The organism is Desulfosoma caldarium (genome assembly GCF_003751385.1).
Lineage (GTDB): Bacteria > Desulfobacterota > Syntrophobacteria > Syntrophobacterales > DSM-9756 > Desulfosoma > Desulfosoma caldarium.
Genome location: NZ_RJVA01000013.1, coordinates 332,119 through 350,518, shown reverse-complemented (window position 1 = coordinate 350,518; position 18,400 = coordinate 332,119). Strand labels below are relative to the sequence as shown.

The window sequence follows — 18,400 nt, the reverse complement described above, 5'->3', positions numbered from 1 at the left end:
AGGTGCCAGAGATGAACATGAAAAAACCGGAATTCGGCTTTGGGGTCCATCTGATGCTGGACGGCTACGGATGCGATCCTGAAGTTTTGCAGGACATCAATGTGATTTACAACTTCTTGGACGAGTATCCTCAAGAGATGGAAATGACCAAGATCATGCCCCCGTATGTCTTTCGATACAATGGGGCGGTCCCTGAGGATTGGGGCATTTCCGGCTTTGTGCTCATTGCGGAAAGCCATATCAGCATTCATACCTTCCCCGAAAAGAGGTATCTCAGCTTGGACATGTTTTCCTGCAAGCCTTTCGATACTGACAAAGCGGTGGCGGTTGTCAAGGAACGGTTTCGCATTCAAAAATGCGAGATCAACGTGTTGGATCGGGGACAGGAATTTCCCAACACCATTGAAGATTCCACGCAGGTGGTGCGCATGGACCGCATGCTGCGCCACCGAAGGCGCTGATCATTCATGAAGAGAGCGACACACGTACTGGGGACCGAGGTGATGCAGTACCTCGGTCCCTGTTTGTCTTTTCTGGGCTTGCCCGAATACAGCGCCTCTGTGGAGGCGGCGCGAGCGGTAATTGTCGCAGCGCCCTACGATGGGACCACAACCTTTCGATCCGGCACGCGCGAGGGGCCTCGAGCCATCCTGGCGGCGTCGCGAGAACTGGAGTGCTACGAAGAGGACACCGGCACGGAACCTTACCGGCACGGCATCGCCACACTTGGAGAACTTCGAGTGACGGCCGCTTCTCCTCGAGACATGGTTGAAAGAGTGCGAGCGGTGGCCGCGGCCCTGTTTAAGGCGGAAAAGATTCCGGTGCTGCTTGGCGGCGAACACCTCATGTCGCTGGGCATGATTCGGGCGGCCTGCGAACACTTTGGCCCTTTGACGGTTTTGCATCTGGACGCGCATCCAGATCTTCGAGAATCCTACCAAGAAACTTCGTTCAGCAACGCCTGTGTCATGCGCCATGTGTTGAACATGGCCGATGTGGTTCAGGTGGGTCTGCGTTCCATGACCCGGGAAGAACACGACCTAATTCGGCACAAGAGAATTCCGGCCTTTTTCGCCGAACCAGTGATTCGGGACTCCAATGCAGTGTCCCAAATTGTGGATGCCCTGGGCCCTTGGGTATATGTGACCATCGATTTGGATGTCTTGGATCCGTCCATTATGCCGGCCGTCGGCACCCCGGAGCCGGGAGGCCTGGGCTGGTACGACCTCATGTCTGTGATTCGAGCCGTGACAGCCCAAAGGCGTGTGGTGGGCTTCGATGTCATGGAACTGTGCCCCATTCCGGGCATGGTCGCCCCCGATTTTCTTGCTGCACGCCTTGTTCACAAGATTCTCGCCCATATTTTTGTAGACAAGGTTTGACGGAGCTTGTTAGATTTTTGTAGGATCATGGGCGGCTGCCGGTCCTTCAAGGGCTTCGGCTGTCGTGGCCTCGTCGCAAGATTGAGGGAACGATTTGGAAGAGGAATCTGCCAAAGGCCTGGCGCGCTGGCTGAAAAAGGCTCTGCGCCGCCTCTCGCGGATCGACAAACCCAAGGATCTGGAGAAGCAGATCCAGCAGCTCATTGATGAGGGCGAAGAGCGCGGGCTCATCTCTGAAGACGAAGGGGAAATGATCCAAGGGATCTTTTCTTTTCGGGACACGGTGGCTCGCGAGATCATGGTGCCTCGCACTGATACCGTCGCCGCGCCCCAGGAATCCACCGTGGAATCTCTCATCGCCCACATTGTGGAATCGGGCCACTCGCGCATTCCCATCTACCAGAATTCCATCGACAACATCATCGGCATCTTGCATGCCAAGGATCTGTTGCAGCACTGGGGCAAGACGGACCTGGATCTGCGAGAGATTCTTCGAGCGCCCTATTTCATTCCCGAATCCAAGAAAATCAGCGAAGTGCTGCGAGATCTTCGGCACCGCAAGTCCCACATGGCCATCGTCATCGACGAATACGGCGGCACCGCGGGCGTCCTCACCATGGAAGACATCATCGAGGAAATCATCGGCGACATTATGGATGAGTACGACGCGGAGGAAAATTGGCTGGTGGAACAAGAAGACGGCTCCATTCTGGTGGATGCTCGGCTTGATGTGGAAGAGCTTGAGGATTATTTAGACATGCAGTTTCCCGAGGGCAAGTTTGAATCCGTTGGAGGCTTTATTATTAGCCGGCTGGGTAGAGTCCCCGCCGTGCGCGAAAAGGTGGTCTTCAAGAATGTGGAAATGATCGTGGAAGCCGCCGACAGCCGCAAGGTGCAAAAGGTTCGCATCCGCCGCCTACAAGGTGTTCTGGAAAATGCTTCGGCGGAATCGGAATCCTCCCATTGAGAGGAATCCCTTCCTTGATGGGCCTGCTCACCTCCCCCTGGACGGCCGCTTGCGCCACGGGCCTGCTGCTTACCGCAGGCTTTCCTTTATGGCATTATGCCCCCGCCGGCTGGATCGCTCTGGTTCCCCTTCTGGTCCACGTGGCTAAGCTCTCCCTTGGCACGGCATTTTCCCTGGGTTTTCTCGCAGGGTTTATCCATCACCTGACAACGCTTTCCTGGATCACCTATGTGGTGACCCACTATGGCAACCTGCCCTTGACCGTGGCCGCGGCGGTGCTGTGTCTTTTGTGCGCCTATCTCGCCCTTTACCCTGCCATCTTTTTTGCCGTGGCTCAGCGCTGGCAAGGGTCTCAAGGGCTGGCCATCTGGGGACTGCCGTGCCTTTGGATTGCCCTGGAATGGGGCCGCGCCCATCTGCTGACGGGTTTTCCCTGGACCAATGTGGGTTACACGCAAACGACGGTGACCCCTCTTGTGCAAACGGCCGATCTGGCCGGTGTCTACGGCGTGGGCTGGCTAGTGGTCCTCGGCAACACTGTGCTCGCAAGACTTGTGAAAGGGCGCGTTGGCCTCCGCCACGTGTGCGCCGCTGCTCTATGCGCCGCGCTCTTTGTGGCCTACGGCCTGTGGCGCGAAAAATCCTTTGAAAATCCCCATCAGAACGCCGCGCACCCCCTACATGTGGCCTTGATTCAAGGTAACATCGACCAGTCCGTCAAATGGGACCCGGAATATCAAGAGGCGACGCTGAACATTTATTGGAATCTTTCCCAGGCGGCTCTAGAGGAAAAGCCCGTGGACCTTTTGGTGTGGCCTGAAACGGCGGCCCCCTTTTTCTACGGCTACGAAGACACACCCACGCGAAGGCTTCATGACATTGCGGCTTCCGTCCAGGTTCCCATCCTGTTGGGCATTCCCTGGGTCATTCCCGATGGCGCATCCCCGCGATTGCAAAACCGCGCCGTGCTGCTCCATCACGACCAGGGCATCGTGGCTTTCTATGCCAAACGTCATCTGGTGCCTTTTGGAGAATACGTGCCCCTGAAGCGCGTACTCTTCTTTGTGGAAAAACTCGTGGCCGCCGCCGGGGATTTCGTTCCTGGAAGGGGCCCATCGGTGTTTCCTTTTAAGGACACCTTTCTTGGGCTTCTCATCTGCTACGAAGCCATCTTTCCGGAATTGGCTCGGGATGCCGTGCGCCATGGCGCTCGAGTGCTTGTGAATCTGACCAACGACGCCTGGTTCGGCCGCACTGCCGCCCCATATCAGCATCTGGACATCGCTCGTTGGCGTGCCGTGGAAAACCGCGTGCCTCTGGTGCGCTGCGCCAACACGGGAATCAGCGCCATTTTTGATCCTACGGGGAAAACCCTGACGTCCTTGCCCCTGAACGTGGCCGCCACCACCAAAGCCACCGTTTTTGTCGGATCGAATACGCCTTCTTTCTATGTGCGTTACGGGGATGTTTTTGCCTGGGGCTGCACCTTGACGGCACTGCTGTGTGTCGTGTATGGGGAGCAGGCTCGACGGCGCCGCCTCTTCAAAAACCCCTCTTGCCATTTTCTTGGGAAGCCGCCGTCCGGTATGGTATGGTTCAAGAAAAAGATGCCGTTGTAAGACGGTCTGTAAGGAGGAAGACATCATGGTCATCGAAACCACAGAACTGCGAAGTACACTAAAAGAGCTGCACCAAAGGGTGGACACGCTGGGAGGCTATCTTTGACATTGCGGGAAAACGCCAGCGGCTTCAGGAACTGGATCGCGTGATGGCTCGGCAGGATTTTTGGGATGACCCCGAGAAGTCCAAGACCGTGCTCAAGGAAAGAGCCCAGCTTTCGGAAATCATTGTGGACTTCGACGGTTTGAAAAGCGAACTGGAAGACAACGAGCTGCTTCTCGATTTGGCCCTTGAAGAAGGCGACGGCGACACAATCCACGACGTGGCCCGCAAGGTCAAGGAAATCCGAAAAAAGATCAAGGCCTTGGAAGTGCGTCAGATGTTGGCCGGAGAAAACGATGTGCGCAACGCCATCGTGAGCATCAATGCGGGGGCTGGCGGTACGGAAGCCCAGGATTGGGCGGAAATGCTTCTTCGCATGTATTTGCGCTGGTGTGAACGCCGCGGGTTTCAAACGGAAGTGGTGGATCTTTTGGAAGGTGAAGAAGCGGGCATTAAGAGCGCCACCTTCACGGTCAACGGCCCTTACGCCTACGGGTTGCTCAAAGGAGAATCCGGCGTGCATCGCTTGGTGAGGATTTCCCCCTTTGATGCCAGCGGACGCCGCCACACATCCTTTGCCGCCGTATGTGTGTATCCGGAGGTGGACGATTCCATCGTCATCGACATCAAGCCTTCGGACCTTCAGGTGGAAACCTTTCGTTCCAGCGGCGCGGGGGGCCAGCACGTTAACAAGACCAGCTCGGCCGTGCGCATCACGCACCTTCCCACCGGCATCGTGGTCCAGTGCCAGAACGAACGCTCCCAGCATCGAAACCGTGACATCGCCATGAAGGTGCTAAGGGCTCGGCTTTACGAAAGGGAAATGCAGAAAAAGCAAGCGGAAATGCAGGAGCTGCACGACAACCTGGATGAAATCGCCTGGGGAAATCAGATTCGCTCTTATGTGCTGCAGCCTTACCGCCTGGTCAAAGACCACCGAACTCAGGTGGAAAAAGGTCATGTGGACAGTGTTCTGGATGGCGATCTGGACGATTTCGTGGAAGCCTTTCTCTTCCATGAGCTTCAAGCGCAATCCCCCACACCCGCCGCCTCGTCCTAAGTCCTTCAGCAGGGCAGGCGCTTCAACAAACGCCGCCGTGCCCTCTTTCCTTGGGGCGGGCAATGTGTCTGAGCTGGAACGCTCTGGGCGCCGTCTTTCTAAGGGAGGGAATCACGGCCGTCTGCCATGCCAAAAGGAAGATCGCGCCATCGCGCTCCCCGCCAAGGTCGAAGCCCGCGGGCGCAGAGGCTTAAAAAACGCCGCGCTCACAAACCCAAACGCCACGACGGCCCCGATCCTTTGATGCCCTTGCCGCGCGCGAGGGGCTCACACGATCTGCACGCGCAGCACGTCGTCTCGAGGATGCAGGCGCTCGATCTTCAAGCGCACCATTTCCCCGGCACCAACGGGATGGTCGGAAGGCAGAGGTGCCTGCACTTCCAAGAGAAAATCGGGTAGAAGCAGGTAGGCGAATTTGGCGTTCTTGTCCAGCACAATGGCGTGCACCGTTTGAATGTCTTCCTGTTCCAGGTATCGAAGAATCCAGTACCGGGTCCATTTGCGCTGGACAAAGGCGATCTTGCTTAGCTGAACCCGCACATGGGTGAGTATCTTTTCCAGATCTTCTTCTCCATAGACGGGTCGTCCATCGCAAAGGGCGGCTTTGATCTGGCGCTGCACCACCAGGTCGATGTAACGGCGTATGGGAGACGTGACGGTGGTGTAAGGGTTCGTGCCCAGGCTGCAGTGGGGACCTGGTCTGGTTTCCAGCTCGGCCCGCGCAAAGAGACGGCGCTGCCGGTAGATATGAAAAATGGGGTAGTCGCTTTGCACTTGATCGGTCTCAGGACGGCATTCCGCCTGGCACCGATAAATGGCGGGAACATTGTGTTCCGCCAGGTACGCGGCGGCGCGAGCGTTGGCCGCGATCATCCATTCCGAGACGATGATCTGGCTGGGGCGTTCCTTATCGTACCGAATCAGCTGAATCATGCCGTGGTCGTTGACGCTGATGTGGATTTCCGGCAACGGCAAGAGCACGGCCCCTCTTTCTCGGCGTTGTTCCCGAAGCCGCTCGCTCAAGTGCCACAGAACCTTGAATGCCTCCTCGGTTTCCACCAAGCCGTCCACCTGCTCATAGGTCAAACGGCGGGTCACTCGAACGATCCCGGGCCGAATAGAGCATCGATGGATCTGTCCCGCCGCATCCACTTCCATGATAAAGCTCAGGGTCGCTCGATCCTTGCCCAGGCACAAACTGCAGGCTTCTTCGGACAAGGCCGACGGCAGCATGGGAATGCGCCGATCCGGCAGATAGATGGACGTCACCCGTGAGGCGGCCTCTTGGTCCAGCACATCATGAAGGTCCACAAAATGGGCGGCATCGGCAATGTGAACTCCCACTTCCCAAAGCCCTTGGCCCAAAGGGCGAAAACTCAAAGCGTCGTCAAAGTCCCGTGTGGACGCACTGTCAATGGTGAAAACGTCTAGGGATCGAAAGTCGCTGCGATCTTCTCCCGTCCAAATCCGCTCCGCAAGCTTCTTGGCCCGCTCGGCCGCATCCAGGGCTTTTTCAGGAAACTCCAGGCTCAAACCCTGCTGGTGCAAATAGAGATTTTCGTCTTCGGACCACACACCCAAGCGCACCAGCAGGCGAAAGGCACTGGCAGGTTGCACGGGAATGCCCGCTCGGCCGAAAAGTTCCTTAACAAAAGCAGCGCTTTCTGATTCCTGCCCAAAGATGCCAAAATCCTTGATCTTTTCTAGAACCTTTGGATCAACAATGTCGTGTCGCCCCCCCGACTTTGCCTGCCACACTCGACGCGCCCACTGAGCGCCCTCCTCCAAGAGACGCACCCTTTCCGCTTCCCGAGCCATTTCTTCGCGGCGGCGTTCCACCTGTTCCGCTGTTCGTGCGGCAAAGAGCCCGTCTTTGAACTGAAAGTATAATCGGTCCGCCAGCAAGGCCCTTTGCACGGCCGCCACATGGTCATCGGTCACTCCAGAAGCAAAAACCAGGTCGGCCAAATCCTTCGGGCCATAGGCTTCCGATTCGCCTTCCAGAACCGACCACAATTCCGCCACGTTCACCTGAGCGGCCAGGGTCTCGCGCACGTTTCGAAGGCTTTTGAGTGCCCGCACTAGATCGTCGCGGCTCTGAGCCGGATTCAATTTGTTGGGCGAAGCCGACACCACGCGCCGAAGCACCAGGCTCATTTCCCGGTTGGCTTCCGTGAGCACATGAAGCTTTTGATCCTTGACGGTCAGGCAGACGCCGAGCAGCAATTCCTTAGCTTCAAAAAATTCCACAACCGTTCCAGGACTCACTTTACTTAGCTCGAACGGACTCATGCGCCTTCCCCTAAACGGCTGACTTGAGCAAGGCGGTCCCTGTAAGAGCGAATCCCTTTGGAGATGGCTTTGGCCAAAGCACGCTGGAACTGGGCTTGCTTGAGCAGCTGCTCTTCCTGAGGGTTAGAAATAAAGCAGGCTTCGATCAGGACACTGGGCATTTGCGCACCTAAAAGCACATAAAAGGGTGCCTGTTTCACGCCCAGGTCACGCAGGTTTCGGTGTGCTTTCAGACTGCGCATCATCCCCTGGTGAATCTCACGGGCCAGGCGCGACGATTCGTTGATCTTGGTGTTGTGCAACAGCTCGTTCAAGATAGCCTCCAGGTCGCTGATATGCTTGGCTGAGGTGGCATTTTCCAGGGCAGCCAAACGCGCAGACTCTTTGTCCTTGGAAAAATTTAGAAAATAGGTTTCGATGCCACCCAGATTTCGGTCTTCGTGGGCGTTGGTGTGAATGGAAATGAAAAGATCGGCTTTCTTGGTGTTGGCGATGGCCGTGCGTTCTTCCAGGCTTAAGTACCGGTCGGTGTTTCGCGTAAGAATCACTTCATAGCCGCCTTCCTTTTCCAGAATCTTTTTCAGCTCCTTGGCTACGGCCAGGGTGATGTCCTTTTCGTAGACGCCGCCGGGTCCGATGGCTCCCTTGTCTTTGCCGCCGTGTCCAGGATCGATCACGATGCGTCGAACCGTAAGGCCAAGCTGTTCGATAACGCTGGGCATACCTTTTTTAAGGATCGGTTTGGCCTGGACGGCAGGCGGTGCGGCAGATGTCGGGCTGGGCGGCGCGACAACTTGGGACGGTCGCTTCTTCTGACCCTTCACGTCGATAACCACGCGGAACGGATCAGCCAGCGAAAAAACGCGATAGAACTCTACCGACTGAAGGTCCAGAATGACCTGGGTTTTATCCTCAGAAGAAGCTTTGAGGCGAACACCTTGTAACAATCCGTCCATGATGGGAACCGTGGAGTTGACGTCGGGCCCCACAACACAGCGTTTCAGTTCAAGAACAATGCGCTGCGGTAGATTTCTTTCCGGGTCGGCCGGCCGCTCGCTGCGACCGTAACGCACAGGACCACTGAGATAGATCACGACGCGCGTGTATTCGTCTGCAGACCAATGCCGGATTTTTTCCACGCTCACCCTGGGTTCTTGCGGGGACAGAGGCGCCGCGGAGGCACTCGATGCAGCCTTGAATCCTTTGTCCGGGCTCTCTTCGTTGGCTTTTGGCTCTTCCTTACTGTCCTCCGCCACGACAGACTGAGCTATAGGGCCCGCGGAAGCCGTTCCACTCAACCTCTTGGCTAAGGCTTTGGCTTTCTGCCGAGCCCTTGTGGTCATATCCCCTTGAGGAAACAGGACGCACACCCTTAAAAATTCCAGATAGGCTTCCGAAGGCTCCCTGGCTTCTAGAAGAATTCCCGAAAGAAACAGGGCGTCATCCGCCAAAGGGCTCTGGGGGAAACGAAGGGCCACCTGTTTGTAATAGGCGAGAGCCTTTTTGTAGTCTTGTTCGGCTCTGAGCGCATCGTGAAGGTGGTGGTAGGAGCGGGCAATCATAAAAAGACAGCGGTCGGCCAGCTGCTGCTTGACATCTTGGCGTAGAATCTCCTGAAATCTTTCGATGTTTTTTCGAAAGAGCGCTTGCCCTTGAGAATCCTTCAAACGGCTGAGCAGCCCCTGGTACTGTCGGCGCGCTTCGCCGTAGCGGCTTTCCAGATCTGGTATCGCCGCTCCATGGGCCAAAGGGCCGATCACGCCTAAAATTCCCGCTAAAACCAACACACTCCAAAGGCCTTTGGCTCTCAAAGCCCATTTTCTCACGGTGCTTCTCCACCACTCCGCTGAGATGCATCATGGCGCAGAACCGCGGCATCTTTCTCGCTTTGAAATCGGAGACCTCGGCCCTGCCCGTCCGTCAAAGTTGGTTGGTTCAAAGACCTTATTTTATTCTGTGTCTCTTTGCTTCTGGGCAGCCCTACAGCACGGCGCCCTTTGATTTGTTCTTGAAGTCCGTAGAGGGTCTTGAGGGCCGCCAGAGGGGTCATGCGGTCCAGGTCTAGAGCCATGATGGCGTCCTGAAGCCAGGCTTCGCCCTGTGGAAACAGACTCATCTGAAACCCGGTTTGGGATTTGCGTCGGGGCGTCGGGCGCGCCGCATCTTTTAGCCGCTCGGGAGGACGATGGCTTCCCGCCTCCAGTTGGCTTAGGATCTCTTGAGCCCGCACGATGACGTCCTTGGGAAGCCCGGCCAGCCGCGCCACATGAATGCCGTAACTCTTGTTCGTCCCTCCGGGAACCAGACGATGAAAGAAGACAATGTCGCTTTCAAATTCTTTGACGGCCACGTTGTAGTTCTTAATGCGAGGCAGTCGTTCCGCCAACTCCGTCAATTCATGATAATGGGTGGCAAACAGCGTCTTGACGCCCACGCCGTGCAGGTCGTGAAGGTATTCCGCCACGGCCCAGGCCAGACTCATGCCGTCAAAGGTGGACGTGCCGCGGCCGATTTCATCCAAAATGATGAGGCTTCGTGGTGTGGCCTGGTGCAAAATGTTGGCCGTCTCCTGCATTTCCACCATAAAGGTGGATCGACCTCGAGCCAGGTCATCGGATGCCCCCACGCGTGTGAAGATGCGATCCACGATGCCGATGCGCGCTTCGGAAGCCGGAATGAAGGAGCCGGTTTGGGCCATGAGCACCAAGAGAGCCGTCTGGCGCAGAATGGTGGATTTTCCGGCCATGTTGGGCCCGGTGATCACGAGAATCTGGTGGTCTCGAGAATCCAGGTGCACATCATTGGGCACGAAAGCGCCGTCGGGCAAGAAACGTTCCACCACGGGATGCCGGCCCTCTCGAATATCGATCACGCCGCCGTCATCCACCACTGGCCGACAGTACCCCCAGCGGCCTGCCGTTTCCGCCAGGGAAGCGACCACATCCAGATGCGCGATGTGCCAAGCCGCCTTGAGAATCCTTTCGGCATGCTGCGCCACCCAGCTCCGCAGGGCTTCATAGAGCTGTCCTTCCAGTTCGCGGCGCTTTTCATCCGCATGCAGCACCTGGTCTTCGAAGTTCTTGAGCTCTTCGGTGATGAACCGTTCCGCATTGACCAAGGTCTGACGGCGCATGTAATCGTTCGGCACCAGACCCAGATTAGCTTTGGACACTTCGATATAATACCCGAAGACTTTGTTGTAGCGAACCTTCAGGGAACTGATGCCGGTGCGGGCCCGTTCCTTCACTTCATATTCCGCGATCCAACCCTTGGCATCCAGAGCTAGGCGTGTGTAATGGTCCAGCGCCGCATCGACGCCGGAGCGAATCACCCCGCCGGAATTCAAGGCATGAGGGGGATCGTCCACCAGAGTGTGCGCAATGCGTTGCGCCACATCTTCCAGGGAATCCCAATCGGACGCGAGGTCGGAGAAAAATGGGCACGACAGACTTCCAAGATGTTCCTTCACCGTCGGCAACAGGTCCATAGATCGGCGTAGCGCCGCAAGATCCCTCGGCCCCGCCGTTCCCACACTCACGCGAGCGACAATACGCTCCATGTCGGCCATGTTGCCAAAGATTTCCCGAAGCTGCGCCCGCGTGCTGCCCTTGTCCAGGAGTTCGGAGACGGCGTCCTGCCTCTGTACGATGGTCGAAACATCCACCAAAGGATAGCGCACCCATTTCTGAAGCAACCGAGCGCCCATGGGCGTTAGGGTCTCATCGAGCGCGTGCAGCAGCGAACCCTTGCGACTCTGAGTGGAAGCGGCCTGAAGGACGTCCAAATTCTTAAGAGTGGCTTCGTCCAAGGCCATGTAATCGTCGGGTTGATACGGCGTGATTTTTTGAAGATGTGCGCAGGCGTCCAGGTGATTGGTCCGCAGGTAATCCAAAATGGCTCCCGCAGCTCGAATAATCAAAGGATTGTCCTTAATGCCAAAGCTTTCCAGGGAATGCACGCGAAAATGATCCAGCAGCCTCTCCCGGCATCGAGCCGCATCAAAGGCCGATTCATCCAACACCGTGAACGCTACACCGGACATTCCCTGAGACATCCACGTGGTTTCGTGTTCGTCAGCCACGAGAACCTCTTTGGGGCTCACCCGCGAAAGTTCCCGCCATAGCGCCTCACGCCCCTCCACTTCCACTACCTGAAAATCCCCTGTGGAAACATCCACATAGGCCAGACCGTACCGGTCCCCTTTTCGAGCCACCGCCGCCAGATAATTGGGGTCCTTGGCGGAGAGGTTCTGGCTTTCCAGCACCAATCCCGGCGTGATGACGCGCGTCACCTGCCGCTTGACCAATCCCCTGGCCTTCTTGGGATCTTCCACCTGGTCACAGACGGCCACCTTGTGGCCCGCCTGCACCAGCCGAGCAATGTAGCTTTCGGCGGCATGATAAGGAACGCCGCACATGGGCACGGGGTTTACCGCGTTCTTGTCCCGGGATGTGAGGGCAATGTCTAGAAGGCGTGATGCCGTGACGGCATCGTCAAAGAAGAGCTCGTAGAAGTCCCCCATGCGGTAGAGTAGCAAGGCCTCAGGATGCTGCGCCTTGATTTCCAGATACTGTTTCATCATGGGGGTGAGCTTGTTCATGAACATCCACAGTCGAAGAAAGGCTCCTTAGGCGGGCGCATCCGTGTCGGGCTGGGGCTCGGACAAAGGCCGCGCCTGAGCCTGTAGGTCGTTGAGTTGCTGCGCCGGCTTGTCGTCCAGGGTCATGGCTCTTTCCGCCAACAGCCTTTCCTTTTCGGACCGTTCCGCCTGTAAGGCCTTACGCGTATGATAGAAAGGTCGAAACATGAAGACCACACCCACCAGAAGACCCACAAAACCGGCAAGGAAGATCACGGTGGACACCTTGAGAGTCCAGCGCACGTCTTCTCGAATGAATAGATAGAGACTGAAGTCTAGATCCCTTTGAAAGGTGGTCATGTTTTGGCGCACAAAAAGCACGATCACGGCCACAAGCAACAGGGTGGTCACGAGCCTAAAGAGCTTCATGGGCCTTCTCCTTGTCGAAATGCGGACGCAACTTATCGTAGGTTTGTCTCAGATGTTCGGGAATGCTGCGCACGTCGGCAAAAACCGTCATGAAATTGGTGTCCCCTTCCCAGCGTGGCACCACGTGAAAGTGCAAATGGCTTTCTACCCCGGCGCCGGCCGCCGCTCCCAGATTGAGCCCCACATTGAAGCCGTCGGGACGCATGAGACGCCGCACAATGTTCACACACATTTTCATTTTCTTCATGAGGTCGGTCATTTCCTCTTCCGTAAGATCTTCCAGACCGGCCACGTGACGCCACGGTGCCACCAGAAGGTGACCATTATTGTAAGGATACTTGTTCATCATCACCATGGTCCATTGGCCCCGATAAAGAATCAGGCGTTCCGCATCACTCAGTCCGCCACCTTCCGGACAAAAAATGCAGTAGGGTTCCCTCTTTCCCAAAATGTATTCCATACGCCACGGCGCCCACAGATTCCGCATGATTCTGCCCCTACAGCTCGATGATGTTCGCGTGCAGCGATGGGCCAATCTTCAACACGGCCAGCGTTCGCCCCTGGGGACCTCGACCCGAAAACACCGAACCCGGATTTATCAGCAACCGCCCGTCCACTTTTTCCACAAGAGGCCGATGCGTGTGCCCAAAAAGAATCACGTCCACCCCGTCAAATTTTTCTAGCAGCTGCGCCGTTACGTCCCCACCGTATCCCCACCCATGGGTCAGCCCAATGGTAATGGAACCCACGCGAAACGTCTTTTTCGTGGGCAGCCTCAAACGCACCGACGCCTCGTCCATATTGCCGCAGACCGCTTCCAAACGGTACTGCTCGAAGTAGTCCAACACACACCCCGCCGTCCAGTCCCCGAGATGCACCACCAGGTCCGCCGCATCGCAGTAGTGCGCACATACAGCTTGCAGTTCCTGCGTCACGCGGGTGAGATGCGTGTCGGAAAGCACCACAATGTTCATGACCTTTGCCCGCTCGTTATAAAAAATGCTTTTAATTTCAAGGGTTATTCGAGCATATACCAGCCGCACTAAGGAAACACAAGGCCTTTTTAGGTTTCACGGTGACGTTAAAGCGATGTGCCCCCAGGCAGCCAACCGATCATGCATGATGGCCAGGGCGCCCAATACGCCGGGAATGGATTGAATCCAGGTCAGAGCCGGTTCCAGGTCATCGGGGTGTTGAATGCGGTTTCCCAGGGCCGTGGCACAGGCATCGGCCAAAGCGGCGTCTTTCGACAGCACTGTGGCGGCGTCCGCTCGACCGAAACTCAGGGAATGGCCCAGGCTGCCCGACGAGGTGCACACGGCCATGGGCAGGTCTTCGGCGGCCAGTTTCAGAGCCAATCGGTCTCGGAAGGGGGAGTTTTTTCCCGGGTACACGGCCACCACCAGGGCTTCTTGGGCCACTGCGTAGCAGTCCCCGCCGTTTTCGACGATCACAGACGTGGTCCAAGGCAACAGCCCTTCGGCCACGGCTTGGGCGATGGCTCCGGCCACGGCGGCCATGGGACCCACGCCCACCTGAAGGCCGGCCCGCAACATTCGGCGCACAATCTCGGGGGCCAGAGGATCCTCAGGCAGAGGCATCAAGGACGTCAAAAAATCGGGGAACGTACGCCCGTACTGAAGAATCTGACGCCGAAAGGTCAACACCAAATCGTGAGTTTGGCGCGAAAGGTCCGCATCGGCCCGCACCCACAGATCCGTTTGTTCCACCTGGACATGAAAGGCGTGCCCGGGGCCCGGCCTATGGTGTTCACGATAGAACCGATGCACCGAACCGACGGCGTCCATCTTATTCCCATTCAATGGTGCTGGGCGGTTTGGAAGAAATATCGTAGACCACCCGATTCACCCCGGACACTTCATTGATGATGCGGTTGGAAAGGCGAGCCAAGAGCTGGTAGGGCATGCGGGCCCAATCGGCGGTCATGGCGTCCACGCTTTCCACGGCGCGAATGGCCACCACCTGCTCGTAGGTGCGCTCATCGCCCATAACTCCCACGGAACGCACGGGCAACAGAACGGCAAAGGCCTGCCAAACGCGATTGTCCCAATTGGCCGCTTCCAGTTCTTCCAAAACGATGGCGTCGGCCTGGCGAAGAATGCGCAGGTTTTCAGGGGTCACTTCCCCGAGGATACGAATGGCCAAACCCGGTCCGGGAAACGGATGCCGCATAACGATGCGTTCCGGCAATCCCAATTCACGCCCCAGCTGACGCACTTCATCCTTGAAGAGTTCTCGCAGCGGTTCAATGAGTTCCAGTTTCATGCGTTCGGGAAGGCCGCCCACGTTGTGATGGGTCTTGATCGTCGCCGACGGCCCTTTAAAGGACACACTTTCGATGACGTCGGGATAAAGGGTTCCCTGAGCCAGGTACCGGGTGCCCTGTAGTTTGGAAGCTTCCCGTTCAAAGATTTCGATAAAAAGGTTACCGATGATCTTGCGTTTCTGCTCAGGGTCTGTCACTCCTTTGAGGCGGCTAAGAAAGAGATCCGTGGCATTGATGGATACCAATGGCATTTCAAAATGGTCTCGAAACACCCGTTCCACGGTCTCGGCCTCACCTTTGCGCAACAGGCCGTTGTTGACAAAGATGCACTGAAGCTGCTCACCGACGGCCTTGTGCAACAGCACCGCCACCACCGAAGAATCCACGCCGCCGCTCAAGGCGCACAGCACTCGATCAGATCCCACCTTTTCCCGAATGGCCGTGATGGCCGATTCCACAAAACTCTTCATGGTCCAGGTGGGCTTGCAGCCACAAATGTGAAACAAAAAATTGTCCAATAGCGTGCGACCGCATGGCGTGTGGGCCACTTCCGGGTGAAACTGCACGCCGTAGAGTTTTCGAGCCGGATCGGCCATGGCCGCCACCGGGGAATTGGCGCTGCGGGCCAGAACGCGAAAACCCGGGGGCATATGCACGATGCGGTCCCCATGACTCATCCACACCCGCACATCCGTGGCCTCGATGTCCTGAAAGAGCGCCGCCGAATCCACCACATCCAGTAGAGCCGGCCCGTATTCCCGGTTTTCGGCCCGCTCCACCTCACCGCCCAGCAGATGGGCCATGAGCTGCATGCCGTAGCAGACGCCGAGCACCGGAATGCCCAGCTGAAAAAGGGCCCGAGGTGCAAGGGGAGCGTCCGCATCATGGACACTGGAAGGGCCCCCGGACAAGATGATGCCCTTGGGGGCGTAGCTCCTCACCGCGTCCAGGTCCATGGCATAGGGATGAATCTCGCAATACACGTGGCTTTCCCGCACTCTGCGGGCGATCAGCTGCGTGTATTGGGATCCAAAATCCAGGATGAGCACCCGGTCCGGATGCAGAGAATGCCAGTCCATGTAGGCTCCGTTTCTCTATTTCAAATCAACTTGGTAGTTGGGCGCTTCCTTGGTGATGATCACGTCGTGCACATGGCTTTCCTTTAACCCCGCACTGGTGATACGCACCACTTGCGCCTTGGTGCGCAGTTCCTCCAACGTGCGACATCCGGCATAGCCCATGCCAGCCCGAAGGCCTCCAACCAACTGATGAATCGTGGACGCCAGAGGGCCTCGGTAAGGCACCATGCCTTCAATGCCTTCCGGCACCAGTTTGGTGGCTTCCTGCACCTGATCCTGAAAGTACCGATCCCGGCTTCCTTCCCTCATGGCGCCCAAGGATCCCATGCCTCGATACACCTTGTAGCTGCGGCCTTGGTAGAGCACCGTCTCGCCGGGGCTTTCGTCGGTTCCGGCAAAGAGGCTTCCGATCATGACCGAGTCGGCTCCGGCGACCAAAGCCTTGACGATATCGCCGCTGTATTTGATGCCGCCGTCGGCGATGACGGGAATCCCGCGCGGCCGAGCCACGCGAGCACAATCCATGATGGCAGTGACCTGAGGCACCCCCACGCCGGCAATGACGCGAGTGGTGCAGATGGACCCAGGCCCCACGCCCACCTTGACCGCATCGGCACCCGCTTCAATGAGGCTTTCGGCCCCGCTGGCCGTGGCCACGTTTCCGGCCACCACCGGCACCTGAGGGTATTCGGTCTTGATCCATTGGACGGTGCGCAGAACGTTTTTGGAATGGCCGTGCGCACTGTCCACCACAATGACATCCACACCTGCCTTGACCAAAGCTCGAACCCGGTCCGGCGTATCCGATCCGGCTCCTACGGCGGCTCCCACACGTAGTCGGCCCAGATGATCCTTGCAAGAATTGGGGTACTTCTTCACTTTCATGATGTCTTTAATGGTAATCAAGCCGCGAAGCCGTCCGGTGTCATCCACCACGAGCAGCTTTTCGATGCGCCTTTCCTGCAAAAGCTTTTTGGAATCTTCCAGGGAAATGCCCATGGGCGCCGTCACCAGATTGTCCTTGGTCATGAGTTCGGAGACCGGCCGGGTCTTATCCGTTTCAAAGCGCAGGTCCCGGTTCGTGATGATTCCCACCAACTGATCGCCTTTGACCACGGGAACGCCGGAAATGCGGTATTGCGCCATAAGCTCCATGACATCGCCAATGGGCTGATCGGGATGGACCGTGATGGGATCGACAATCATGCCGCTTTCCGACTTTTTGACCTTGTCCACCTCCCGAGCCTGGCGCTCGATACTCATGTTTCGATGGATGATCCCGATCCCACCCTCTCGCGCCATGCTAATAGCCGTTTCCGCCTCAGTGACTGTATCCATGGCGGCACTGAGCAGAGGAATGCGCATGGTTATACCAGCCGTTAAGACGGTGCTCACGTCCGTTTCCGCCGGCAGCACCTCCGAATAGGCAGGGACGATGAGGATATCGTCAAAGGTCAGAGCTTCGGGAATGTCGTGCATCATTTTTTCGTCCATTAACTCTCTCCCTATCCTGGGCATTCACCGAGCGCGTGAACGCCGTTGTCGATCCTTACGCACATGGGCCGCTCCATTTCCATGGAACACCCCATCGGGCCGCGAGACTTTGCATGCCATCCCAAAGAAGCCCTTCCAGCAGACCCGCATCGGAAACAAGCAGTGTGGAGACGCCGAAACAGTTCAAGATCTCTTCCACAATGACAGCACCACCCACGATAATGTCCTCACGGCCTGGCTCCAGCCCCACGATAGCCCGCCGCTCTTCAAGCCCCATGGCCGCCAAGGACCGAAGTGTTTCGGCAATCCATGCCTTGGTCAGGGTTCGGTTGTCGATGCGGTAGGGCACATAACGATCCATGCGACTTTCTATGGCCGCCAGAGTGGAGACGGTGCCGGCGGTTCCGGCCACCGTGAACCCCGTGGCAGCCCCGGCATGGCGACGCAACACATGGCCAATGGATTCAACGGCTGGCCTCAACACACGACGTGCATGTTGAGCGGCTCGCCGCAACTGATCAGGGAACGTGGGAGCGTTCTGAAGGTAGGCCTCCGTTAGGGTGGCAGCCCCCACAAACACACTGCCCATCCACAAAGGCGAAGGGTTGTGCCGATGGACGAGGGCCAGTTCCGTGGAGCTTCCTCCAAGGTCGAAACACACCACCAAGTCATGGGCAGGTTCCAAAACACTAAGCATGCCCCGCAGAGACAGCGCGGCCTCCTCGGCTTCTGAAAGGATGGATACCTTCCACGGGGCCATGTCCTGGACTCGCTGAATAAAGTCAGGGCCATTGGCCGCCTTGCGCACCACGCCTGTGGCGCCGCAGCGCACTGCCCGTGGAGCCAACGCCCGCAAGCGCGAAGCCATGCTGCACAAAGCAGCCTCCGTTCGCTCCATGGCCTCTGTGGCGAGCATCCCACGGTCTTTAAACCCCTGAGCCAGTCGCGTCACATGCCGTTCATGGTGCACAGGGCACACCCGGCCGTCCGCATGCCATTCCGCCACCAGCAGGCGAACGGTATGAGATCCGATGTCCACGGCGCCGTACAGGCCCAACGGCGTCTCATCAGCATTAAAAGCGTAAAAGCCAAGGGACATCGTTGTTTTT

General features: G+C 57.3%; 15 protein-coding genes. 5 read left to right on the top strand and 10 right to left on the bottom strand.

Annotation, left to right across the window (positions count from 1 at the left end; translation table 11 throughout):
* The first annotated feature begins 11 nt into the window (after positions 1 to 11).
* The 5 genes from speD (at position 12) to prfB (ending at position 5,131) form a co-directional block, all read left to right on the top strand.
* Positions 12 to 461: an adenosylmethionine decarboxylase gene (gene speD / locus EDC27_RS11965; protein WP_123290839.1), complete on the top strand. Its 450-nt coding sequence runs from the start codon at positions 12 to 14 to the stop codon at positions 459 to 461.
* 6 nt (positions 462 to 467) lie between these two features.
* A complete protein-coding gene (speB, locus tag EDC27_RS11960; protein WP_123290838.1) occupies positions 468 to 1,382 on the top strand; it encodes an agmatinase in 915 nt (304 codons plus the stop codon).
* Positions 1,383 to 1,476: 94 nt separating this feature from the next.
* Positions 1,477 to 2,349 carry a hemolysin family protein gene (locus tag EDC27_RS11955; protein ID WP_245994511.1) on the top strand — a complete coding sequence of 291 codons (873 nt, stop codon included), beginning with the start codon at positions 1,477 to 1,479 and terminating at the stop codon, positions 2,347 to 2,349.
* A 17-nt stretch (positions 2,350 to 2,366) separates the two neighbouring features.
* Positions 2,367 to 3,968, top strand: a complete 1,602-nt coding sequence (lnt, locus tag EDC27_RS11950) for an apolipoprotein N-acyltransferase (protein ID WP_123290837.1) — start codon at positions 2,367 to 2,369, stop codon at positions 3,966 to 3,968.
* Between the two features lie 25 nt (positions 3,969 to 3,993).
* Positions 3,994 to 5,131, top strand: a protein-coding gene (gene prfB, locus EDC27_RS11945) for a peptide chain release factor 2 (RefSeq protein ID WP_123290836.1) whose coding sequence is annotated in 2 segments (ribosomal slippage) — positions 3,994 to 4,071 and positions 4,073 to 5,131 — 1,137 coding nt in all. Because the reading frame shifts where the segments join, the coding sequence is not laid out codon by codon here.
* Between the two features lie 267 nt (positions 5,132 to 5,398).
* On the opposite strand, the gene EDC27_RS11940 is transcribed toward prfB, so the two are convergent.
* From EDC27_RS11940 to EDC27_RS11895, 10 genes are all read right to left on the bottom strand, one after another.
* Positions 5,399 to 7,423: a ribonuclease catalytic domain-containing protein gene (locus tag EDC27_RS11940; protein ID WP_123290835.1), complete on the bottom strand. Its 2,025-nt coding sequence runs from the start codon at positions 7,421 to 7,423 to the stop codon at positions 5,399 to 5,401.
* Entirely contained in the window at positions 7,420 to 9,249 is a 1,830-nt protein-coding gene (locus EDC27_RS11935; RefSeq protein WP_123290834.1) for an N-acetylmuramoyl-L-alanine amidase, read from the bottom strand. The genes EDC27_RS11940 and EDC27_RS11935 overlap by 4 nt, the downstream gene beginning before the upstream one ends.
* Positions 9,246 to 12,023, bottom strand: a complete 2,778-nt coding sequence (gene mutS / locus EDC27_RS11930; protein ID WP_123290965.1) for a DNA mismatch repair protein MutS — start codon at positions 12,021 to 12,023, stop codon at positions 9,246 to 9,248. Before mutS ends, EDC27_RS11935 begins: the two co-directional genes overlap by 4 nt.
* Before the next feature lie 27 nt (positions 12,024 to 12,050).
* The gene (locus tag EDC27_RS11925; RefSeq protein ID WP_123290833.1) at positions 12,051 to 12,431 is read right to left on the bottom strand and encodes a hypothetical protein; all 381 of its coding nucleotides are present in this window, start codon (positions 12,429 to 12,431) and stop codon (positions 12,051 to 12,053) included.
* Positions 12,418 to 12,918 carry an HIT family protein gene (locus tag EDC27_RS11920; RefSeq protein ID WP_123290832.1) on the bottom strand — a complete coding sequence of 167 codons (501 nt, stop codon included), beginning with the start codon at positions 12,916 to 12,918 and terminating at the stop codon, positions 12,418 to 12,420. Before EDC27_RS11920 ends, EDC27_RS11925 begins: the two co-directional genes overlap by 14 nt.
* Positions 12,919 to 12,928: 10 nt before the next feature.
* Positions 12,929 to 13,405 carry a metallophosphoesterase family protein gene (locus EDC27_RS11915; protein WP_148045750.1) on the bottom strand — a complete coding sequence of 159 codons (477 nt, stop codon included), beginning with the start codon at positions 13,403 to 13,405 and terminating at the stop codon, positions 12,929 to 12,931.
* A gap of 96 nt (positions 13,406 to 13,501) precedes the next feature.
* Positions 13,502 to 14,239 (bottom strand): UPF0280 family protein, encoded by a 738-nt coding sequence (locus EDC27_RS11910; RefSeq protein ID WP_123290830.1) that lies wholly within the window; start codon positions 14,237 to 14,239, stop codon positions 13,502 to 13,504.
* Between the two features lies 1 nt (position 14,240).
* Complete coding sequence (gene guaA, locus EDC27_RS11905) at positions 14,241 to 15,797, bottom strand: glutamine-hydrolyzing GMP synthase (RefSeq protein ID WP_123290829.1); 1,557 nt, start codon at positions 15,795 to 15,797, stop codon at positions 14,241 to 14,243.
* 15 nt (positions 15,798 to 15,812) lie between these two features.
* Positions 15,813 to 17,291, bottom strand: a complete 1,479-nt coding sequence (guaB, locus tag EDC27_RS11900; RefSeq protein ID WP_123290828.1) for an IMP dehydrogenase — start codon at positions 17,289 to 17,291, stop codon at positions 15,813 to 15,815.
* 55 nt (positions 17,292 to 17,346) lie between these two features.
* The gene (locus EDC27_RS11895) at positions 17,347 to 18,390 is read right to left on the bottom strand and encodes a Ppx/GppA phosphatase family protein (RefSeq protein WP_123290827.1); all 1,044 of its coding nucleotides are present in this window, start codon (positions 18,388 to 18,390) and stop codon (positions 17,347 to 17,349) included.
* Positions 18,391 to 18,400: the final 10 nt, after the last annotated feature.